The sequence below is a fragment of the Flavobacterium sp. genome (assembly GCF_043779715.1).
Taxonomy (GTDB): Bacteria; Bacteroidota; Bacteroidia; order Flavobacteriales; family Flavobacteriaceae; genus Flavobacterium.
The window spans coordinates 1-8,290 of sequence record NZ_JAYWDT010000107.1; the positions used below are offsets into that span (position 1 = coordinate 1).

Here is an 8,290-nt window from a genome sequence, read left to right on the forward strand (position 1 = left end):
GGTGATCTACTTCATCTAAACGAAATTTACTCATAACTCTTTAATTATCATTATTATTTACTTTAACAAAGTATAAAAATATACATAAAAACAACAAAATGAGATAAATATTAAATATTTATCATTCCGTTAACAATTTTTATGTTATTATCTAAATAAAAATCTGCTTTTTGATTTAATTTAGGAATATTATTAAAATCATCTTTATAAACGGCTTCTTTAGCATCGTACTCAAAATGACCGAAATACCTTTCCAAATTTCCTATTTGCGAGATGTAGGCATTAAAACAAATCTGATTATCAATTAACTCCTCTTTATACTGAAATGCAAAATTCGTGATTATTTCAATACCATCATAATTTATTTTGATGTTTTTATAGATAAAATCATAAAAAACGACTTTATTTTGAGGAATATTCATGTATTTATTAATTCCGTTGCTAACTATATCGTTTTCGCTCAGCACATTAAAACTAGAAATCAAAGCCATGAAAACATACTTTCTCGTTTCCTCTCTTTCATAATCGCAAGAAAAGTGACCTGCTTCTATGAGAATGGTTGGTACTCCTAAATACTGCATAGTATCACCAATGCAATTGAGATTAAAGGAATCGTCAAAACGTCCTATTTGATTTGGCAAATACTCCTGAAGTATTTCATTTACACCAGCAATAAGATTAATGGCTTTTAATCTAGTGGCGTTAATTTCACGATTTTCATTGTATGAAGGTGCTAAAAAAGATAGCGTTGCAGGTTTTCCTGTGTTGCTTACGCCAAAAATAGTGCGCTTATCGTGAAGGTTAAAACAATAATCGGGTTTAAACTCTTCAAAAATAGCTCGCAAAAGCTTACTTTCTGGCTGTGTAAGTGTTTGTGAATCGCGATTCAAATCAACTTTGTTAGCATTTTCTCTAGTGTACAAAGCTGCGCCATCAGGATTTAGCATTGGGATACAATAAAAGGTAAATGTATCAAGAAATTTATGTTCGCTTTCTGAGCCACTATTCAAGACATTTAAAAAATCAAACAAGGCTTTTGTAGTAGTACCTTCATTACCGTGCATTTGTGACCAAAGAAATATTTTAATTTTTCCTTTCCCAATCTGATAGGAATAAATGGTTTTCCCTAGAACCGATTGCCCAATAACTTGGAGTTGATTCGCCGTATTTAATTTTTCCAAAATCGGTACGATTGATTCCAAAATAATGTATCGTCCATGTATTGAATGTTCCTTATACTGCTGAAATAATTCTTCTAAATTCATACTACTTTATTTGATTTACAAAAGTAAACATCTTTATATTCACATTTGTAAACAATAAAAGAATGTATAATTTTATAAATGTAAACACTGTTTAGGCTGTTGCGATAGCTCTCTCCATCTGTTTAGAAAACAATTTTTACTTTTTAAATATTTAACAGGCAATTAATATATTATCAATTACTTATATATTTCTATTTGATGTATAAGTTCCAATTTTTATACCTCATAAATCTATTTACAGTTGTGATTTTGGTATTTCAGTTCTTTTTAGTTACATTTGTAAATAGTTTATTTTTAATAATAATTTACAATGGTAAACACAGAGGATTTTATAAAAAGGTTGGAAATTATTCTGGATTATTATAGCTTGAATGCTTCTTCTTTCGCAGATAAAATTGGGGTACAACGTTCCAGTTTGTCTCACCTCCTTTCTGGAAGAAACAAACCAAGCTTGGATTTTATTCTTAAAATTCTAAACGTTTTTCCAGATGTAGATTTGTACTGGATTTTGAATGGAAAGGGAAGTTTTCCAAAAAATACAGTATCGTTTGAAAAATCTGAAAAAATTGAAAATCCTTTTATAGAACAAAATAATATTTCACCTCTCGCCTCAGAAATAATTCCTGAAAATTTATTTTCTGAAAAAACAATGGCCACCTCTATTCCTCAATTAGAGACAAAAAAAATAGAAAATTATAGCAGCACCAAAAATCAGAATGATGATGGTATTGACAAAATTGTTGTTTTTTACAAAAATGGGACTTTTAGAAGTTATGTTCCCAATGAATAAAAAAAATCAAATTCAAGTTTTAAAATTTGTTCGATTCAAAAAATATTCAAATTTGCTTCATTATTTAAAATTAAAATGAAATTACACTTGTTGGAATTTTTACTTTTAATTTATTAAATACCCTTTTTCTGGAATTTTACCTTGTACTCCTATAAAATGTTTTTTTAACAATACCATATCACTTTCAATAGCTCCTGATGGAAAAACTGGATTTCCTAAATTAACTTCTTTTTTTCCAAAATCAAAAGCAACAGGAACTATAGGCACATTTGCTTTTAAAGCTATATAATAAAAACCTGATCTTAATTCCGTAACTTTTTTACGAGTTCCCTCTGGAGCAACAGCCAAACGAAAAATTTCTTTCCTTTGAAAAATAGCAGCGATAGAATCTACTTTATTCAAACCTCCTGAACGATCCAATGGTTCTCCACCCATATATCTAAAATAAAATCCGAAAGGAAAACGAAACAATTCCTTTTTACCTACCCAATTCATCTCTAATCCGGTAATGCCTCTGGTAAAAATTCCCAAGTAAAAATCATGGTTGCTCGTATGCGGCATCACCATCATTACACATTTTTTAATATCGGCATCAATTGTCCCAACTATTTTCCAGCCCATAAGCCTGAAAAATATCCATTTGTAAAATTGTTTCTTCATTCTTTATTATTTAGCACAAAATAAATAATTTAAATCTTATTTTTGAGTAAAACCGCTACCAATGATTAAAAAAATATTCAGTTATCTCCTTCCGATAAAAATTTATGAAACAAAATCTTCATTGAGTAAATCAATTGAAGTGACCTGGACAAATGGCGAATTAGTTTTAGATTCTGAAAATGCAAATTATTCATACGGCAGCTTACAGCGTATTTTAAGATTAGGATTAAAAAACATTGGCTATGAAAAAATAGTTCTCATGAAACAAATTCTTGTTTTGGGTGTCGCGGGCGGAAGCGTCATTAAAACATTGGTGGATGAAATAAAATACAAAGGTAAAATTACCGGAGTTGAAATTGATCCCGAAATAATTAAAATAGCTAACACCTATTTTAAATTGGATGAAGTAAAAAATCTTGAAATTGTAATTGATGATGCTTTCGAATTTGTTTTAAAAACTAAAGCCAAATACGATTTAATCATTATTGATATTTTTCTAGATACGACAATGCCAAATTTTTTATTTGAAACTTTTTTCATCAACAGGGTTTGCTCTCTTTTAAAAAGTCGCGGTTTTATTCTTTTCAATACAATGCTATTAAATGACATTCAAAATTTAAGAAATAAAAAATACGTCGCCGAATTTTTCAAAAATGAATTTCAAATAAAAACCATTCCTAGAGTTGAAATTCATAATGAGTTGATTGTAATCGAAAAATTAAATTAAATATAAACTGTAAATTGTCTTTCTTAAAATTTACAATCCAATAGTCTTAAAGCTAAACAATTATTTTGTACACTTACCTAGTTATTTAAAACTCTGTTGGGATGAAAAAAATTTTAAAAAAATTGCTTCTTGGGAAAACATCAAAGGGTTTTCAACCTAAATTTAACCCCATTCAAAAACGGATTCAGAATATTCAGTCCATTTGGAATAACGATCATCAGGAAGATAATGGAATTGAAAAAATCGTTCGGTTGTTACTGGCTTCATCTCAATTACTTTTCCCAGGAATATACATTAAATATTGGGCCAGCAAAAAAGGAGTCGAATACCAAGATTTAGCTTTGGATTTCTATGTTTTACTAAAAGTAGTTTTTCCTATATTGATTTTAGTAAATCACTGGCATAGTTATCAATGGATTATTTGGATTCTTGTTTATCTATTTTTGGAAACCGTTTTTTATATTCCAACATTAATTTTCGCTTCAGATTTATTTTCAAAACCACGTTCGTACAAGAGATCAATGTTGTTACTTTTCTTTAATTATTTAGAAATTGCATTCGCTTATGCTGTATTTTATTCTATTGATCGTTACTTAAACAGACCTTTCTCTCATTGGTTTGATGCGGTTTATTTCAGTATCGTAACTTCCTCTTCTATTGGTTATGGAGATTATTATCCCATTACGACCATCGGGAAATTCTTGGTAACTACACAAGCATTATTATTTCTGTTTTTTATTGTACTCTTCTTAAATTTCTTTTCCACCAAAGTAAAAACAAAAGGGTATTTTGATCACGATAATCTGGAATAATTACAGCATTTTTCTGGCTTTTTCTAAATCTTCTGGGGTGTCAATTCCAATTCCAACATGAGTCGTTTCGACCATTTTGATTCGTTTACCAAATTCCAGATAACGCAGTTGCTCTAATTTTTCGGATGCTTCCAAAGATCGCATTGGTAAACTGTAAAAATCCAGTAAGGCTTGTTTTCTAAAAGCATAAATCCCGATGTGTTGCATGTAGCGAACGCCCGCATTTTTCTCTCTTGGATACGGAATTACTGAACGTGAAAAGTACAATGCAAATCCGTTTTGATCCACCACGACTTTTACATTATTCGGATTAGTGATATCTTCTTCATTAGTGATTTCACGCATCAAGGAAGCCAAATCTACCTTTTTATCCAAATCGTTTCTAAAAACTTCAATGACTTTTGCCAAAGGTTCGGCATCAATAAAAGGTTCGTCACCTTGTACATTGATTACAATGTCAACGTCTAAATTTTCGACTGCTTCTGCAATTCGATCACTTCCTGATTCGTGTTCTTTTATGCTTTTGATGGCTTTTCCGCCATGAGAAACAATTTCATCAAAAATTAAATCCGAATCTGTTACCACAAAAACATCATCAAATAATTTAGTTTTTATGGCGGCTTCATAAGTTCTTAAAATTATCGTTTTGCCTCCTAAATCCTGCATGAGTTTAGCGGGAAATCGTGTCGAAGCGTAACGGGCGGGAATGACTGCTATTATTTTCATTACTTTTTTATATTTTTAATTTCTTTATCAAAATCTGAAATAAATTTTTGATCTTGTATAATTCTGAATTTTTGGTATTCGGTCTCAGCTTTAGACATTGCCTGATTATGTGATATACTACCTGAATTATTTAGTAATTCATATCGGTTTAATTTTAAAAATGAATCTAAAATTTCAACCCATTCTTTCATTTTTGTTGGAATTTTTCTTTCAGCTTGAAGTTCCGCAAAGTTCAAATACAATTCGACTAATCTGTTCAATTCTCGAATTTCTTTCTCAGATAAATAGTTTTTCGCAATTTCAGTATCCGACTTTAAAATTTTTCCGTCTGGAGAATTTTTCCAAGTTGTTAAACCCATATTTGGTTTTGCAACATCGGCTCTTTTATCAATTATTTCTGCAGCAGTATTCCCTGTAATTGCCCAATGCAATTTATTTTGTACGGTTTTGTAAAAATTGACTGTCAATTCTGATTTCACATCATAATCCATACTGCACTGTGAGAAGATATCTGTTATTTTTTGATAGAATCGTCTTTCCGAGGCTCGGATTTCCCTGATTCTTTCTAATAATTCTTCAAAATAATCCTTCCCAAAAATTTGACCTCCTTGCTTTAATCGCTTATCATCTAAAACAAATCCTTTTATGATAAATTCCTTTAAAGTTTTGGTTGCCCAAATTCTAAATTGGGTGGCTTGCCTTGAGTTTACTCGATATCCAACGGAAATAATAACATCTAGATTATAAAATTTTGTTTGATATGATTTACCATCTTCGGCAGTATGTGCAATTTTTGCACATACTGAACTCTCTTCTAATTCAGCACTATCGAAAATATTTTTGAGATGTTTTGTAATTACTGTCCGATCCACACCAAAAAGGTTTGCAATTGCTTTTTGAGTCAACCAAACGGTTTCGTCATTTACAAAAACATCGACCCGAACTTCTCCATCAGCAGAGGTGTAAAGGATAAAATCTGGATTATTAAAGGGTAATTGTTTCATAGATGTTTATCAGGGAAATGTGGCGGGGATTACTGCCATTATTTTCATTTTTTACTTTTTATATTTCCAAACTAAAGCATAAAACTACTAAACTAATATCAATTTGTGTCCTTTCTTTCATTAAGTAATTCAATCATATTTTTTCCACAATTAATTATTTGCTTATCAGAATAAGTAAGTATTTTTTCTTTCTTAAAATTCTTTTTAATAACTATTTTTGGGGTAAAGTAAAACTCTTTTTTCTCTATAATATTTTTTTTCATAAGTGTGTGAATTTTTGAAATATTATTTATAAATCGGAAATCCTCCAAATTCTCTATTTTTATTATTTTGTTGTTCTCAACATAATATTTGTTTATTATTAAACCTGTTTCTCCACCATTTTGCGAAATTAGAAGAACTAATTTATTATTATAATAATATCCAATTAAATTTCCGCCACAAGTTTTTATATCATCAATATCTAAAATTTTTAATTTGTTTTGCAGTTTTAATTTATCGATTTTTAAAATGTTAATTTCTATATCACTTGGTTTAATATTTTGACAGTAAGATATTTTCAAAGAAATTAGAAACAATAAACAAATTATTTTCTTCATTTTTATTTTATTAAAGTAAACTGACTCATGATTATCACATCTTAAGATATAAAGAACTGAAAAATTTATTCTTCTTTCTTAAATACAACTTTTATCCTACAACACTAATCTACATAATCTTCACCGAAGTCATACTCAAAGAACCCGCCAATAACTTATCATTAAACAAACTGAGTTCTTCGGATTTTCCTTTTAATCCCAAAGTATAAATTAAAGGTAAATAATGTTCTGGTGTGGGAATGGCTAATTGAAAAGCCCTGCTTTGTTTTTCAAAATCAATCAATGGTTGGAAATTCCCGTCCAATAAATAATCATTTATTGTTGATCTGGCTTCAATTGCGCAATCGTAACCATAATTATCTTTATCAAAATTTTGAAAATCGACCAATCCTAAATTATGCACGATATTGCCGCTGCCTACAATCAAGATTCCTTTGGTACGTAATACACTTAATTTTTGAGCCAACTCAAAATGGTATTGCCCTGATTTTGTATAATCAATACTCAACTGAATAACGGGAACATTTGCTTCGGGGTATAAATGTTTGATGACACTCCAAGCACCGTGATCCAAACCCCAATGTTCATCTAACTCTACTTCTACTGATGTTAACAATTGTTTGGTTTCTATAGCTAATTCTGGACTTCCTTTTGCCGGATATTGCACGTCGAACAACTCTTGCGGAAAACCTCCAAAGTCGTGAATTGTTCTTAGCATTTCCATTGCAGTTACCTTTGTCCCTTTGGTAAACCAATGCGCAGAAATACACAAAATGGCATTTGGTTGCGGTAAAGTTTTAGCCAAGTTTCGAAAACCAGTCACAAACTGATTTTCCTCGATGGCATTCATCGGGCTACCGTGTCCTAGAAACAAAACAGGCATTTTCTCGGTATTTGAGAAAGAACCTGAGATTTTATGCAAGTCGTTTAATGTGTTCATAGCTATTTTTTTACCGAAAATTCGCAAATTATATACTTTAAAATTAAATTGAAAAATTTGCGAATTTTCGGTTATTTTTAAAATTATTCCACAAAATTCTCATCTTTAAATCCTATTAAATATAATTTATTTTTGGCTCTAGTCATTGCAGTGTATAACCAGCGAATATAATCTCTATTGATGCCATCAGGCAAATACGGTTGTTCTATAAAAACGGTATTCCATTGTCCGCCTTGGGACTTGTGACACGTTATTGCATAAGAAAATTTTACTTGTAAGCCATTAAAATATTCATTGGCTTTTACTTTTTGGAATTGTTTGAATTTGGTTTCTCCTTCGTAATCTTTCAACACTTCCTGATACAATCGGTTGGATTCTTCGTATGTCAACGATGGGGATTCACTTTTAATGGTATCCATTAATAATACTGTTTCAAACGGAATCTGATTGGGGTAATCAATCATCCGAATTTTGACTTTGGCAAACTTAAAACCGTACAATTCCTTGATATTGAAAATTTCTAATATTTCGATAATATCACCATTGGCAATAAAACCGGCTTCATCAGAATCTTTCAACCAAAAATAATTGTTTTTTACCACCATCAGGAAATCGCCTGTAGAAAGTTCACTTTCTTTATCAAGGATTTTAGTTCTAATTTGCTCATTGTATTGATTCGCTCTTTTATTGGAACGAACAATAAAAGCGGTGTCTTCTATACTATAATTACTGTAGGCAGAATTGATGGCATCTTGTATATCGTACCC

General features: G+C 30.4%; 10 protein-coding genes. 3 read left to right on the top strand and 7 right to left on the bottom strand.

Going from position 1 to position 8,290, the window contains the following annotated elements; all coding sequences use genetic code 11:
• Nucleotides 1-110: 110 nt before the first annotated feature.
• Nucleotides 111-1,265: a M14 metallopeptidase family protein gene (locus tag ACH2BG_RS05540; RefSeq protein WP_395046723.1), complete on the bottom strand. Its 1,155-nt coding sequence runs from the start codon at nucleotides 1,263-1,265 to the stop codon at nucleotides 111-113.
• A 310-nt stretch (nucleotides 1,266-1,575) separates the two neighbouring features.
• Between ACH2BG_RS05540 and ACH2BG_RS05545 the strand changes: the two genes are divergently transcribed.
• Nucleotides 1,576-2,055 (top strand): helix-turn-helix domain-containing protein, encoded by a 480-nt coding sequence (locus ACH2BG_RS05545; RefSeq protein WP_395046724.1) that lies wholly within the window; start codon nucleotides 1,576-1,578, stop codon nucleotides 2,053-2,055.
• Nucleotides 2,056-2,160: 105 nt separating this feature from the next.
• Here ACH2BG_RS05545 and ACH2BG_RS05550 read toward each other — a convergent pair whose 3' ends face one another.
• A complete protein-coding gene (locus ACH2BG_RS05550) occupies nucleotides 2,161-2,715 on the bottom strand; it encodes a 1-acyl-sn-glycerol-3-phosphate acyltransferase (protein WP_395046725.1) in 555 nt (184 codons plus the stop codon).
• 61 nt (nucleotides 2,716-2,776) lie between these two features.
• Between ACH2BG_RS05550 and ACH2BG_RS05555 the strand changes: the two genes are divergently transcribed.
• On the top strand, nucleotides 2,777-3,442 hold the full coding sequence (locus ACH2BG_RS05555) for a spermidine synthase (protein ID WP_395046726.1): 666 nt from the start codon (nucleotides 2,777-2,779) through the stop codon (nucleotides 3,440-3,442).
• Between the two features lie 101 nt (nucleotides 3,443-3,543).
• Nucleotides 3,544-4,254 (top strand): potassium channel family protein, encoded by a 711-nt coding sequence (locus ACH2BG_RS05560; protein WP_395046727.1) that lies wholly within the window; start codon nucleotides 3,544-3,546, stop codon nucleotides 4,252-4,254.
• Here the strand turns inward: ACH2BG_RS05560 and kdsB are convergent, their stop codons facing one another.
• The 5 genes from kdsB to ACH2BG_RS05585 all read right to left on the bottom strand — a co-directional run.
• Complete coding sequence (gene kdsB / locus ACH2BG_RS05565) at nucleotides 4,255-4,980, bottom strand: 3-deoxy-manno-octulosonate cytidylyltransferase (protein ID WP_395046728.1); 726 nt, start codon at nucleotides 4,978-4,980, stop codon at nucleotides 4,255-4,257.
• Nucleotides 4,980-5,984, bottom strand: a complete 1,005-nt coding sequence (locus ACH2BG_RS05570) for a virulence RhuM family protein (protein WP_395046729.1) — start codon at nucleotides 5,982-5,984, stop codon at nucleotides 4,980-4,982. Before ACH2BG_RS05570 ends, kdsB begins: the two co-directional genes overlap by 1 nt.
• A gap of 98 nt (nucleotides 5,985-6,082) precedes the next feature.
• Nucleotides 6,083-6,583 carry a hypothetical protein gene (locus ACH2BG_RS05575; protein ID WP_395046730.1) on the bottom strand — a complete coding sequence of 167 codons (501 nt, stop codon included), beginning with the start codon at nucleotides 6,581-6,583 and terminating at the stop codon, nucleotides 6,083-6,085.
• A 109-nt stretch (nucleotides 6,584-6,692) separates the two neighbouring features.
• Nucleotides 6,693-7,523, bottom strand: a complete 831-nt coding sequence (gene ygiD / locus ACH2BG_RS05580) for a 4,5-DOPA dioxygenase extradiol (RefSeq protein ID WP_395046731.1) — start codon at nucleotides 7,521-7,523, stop codon at nucleotides 6,693-6,695.
• A gap of 83 nt (nucleotides 7,524-7,606) precedes the next feature.
• Nucleotides 7,607-8,290: ATP-binding domain-containing protein (locus ACH2BG_RS05585; RefSeq protein ID WP_395046732.1), on the bottom strand; the 684-nt coding region annotated here is incomplete at its 5' end.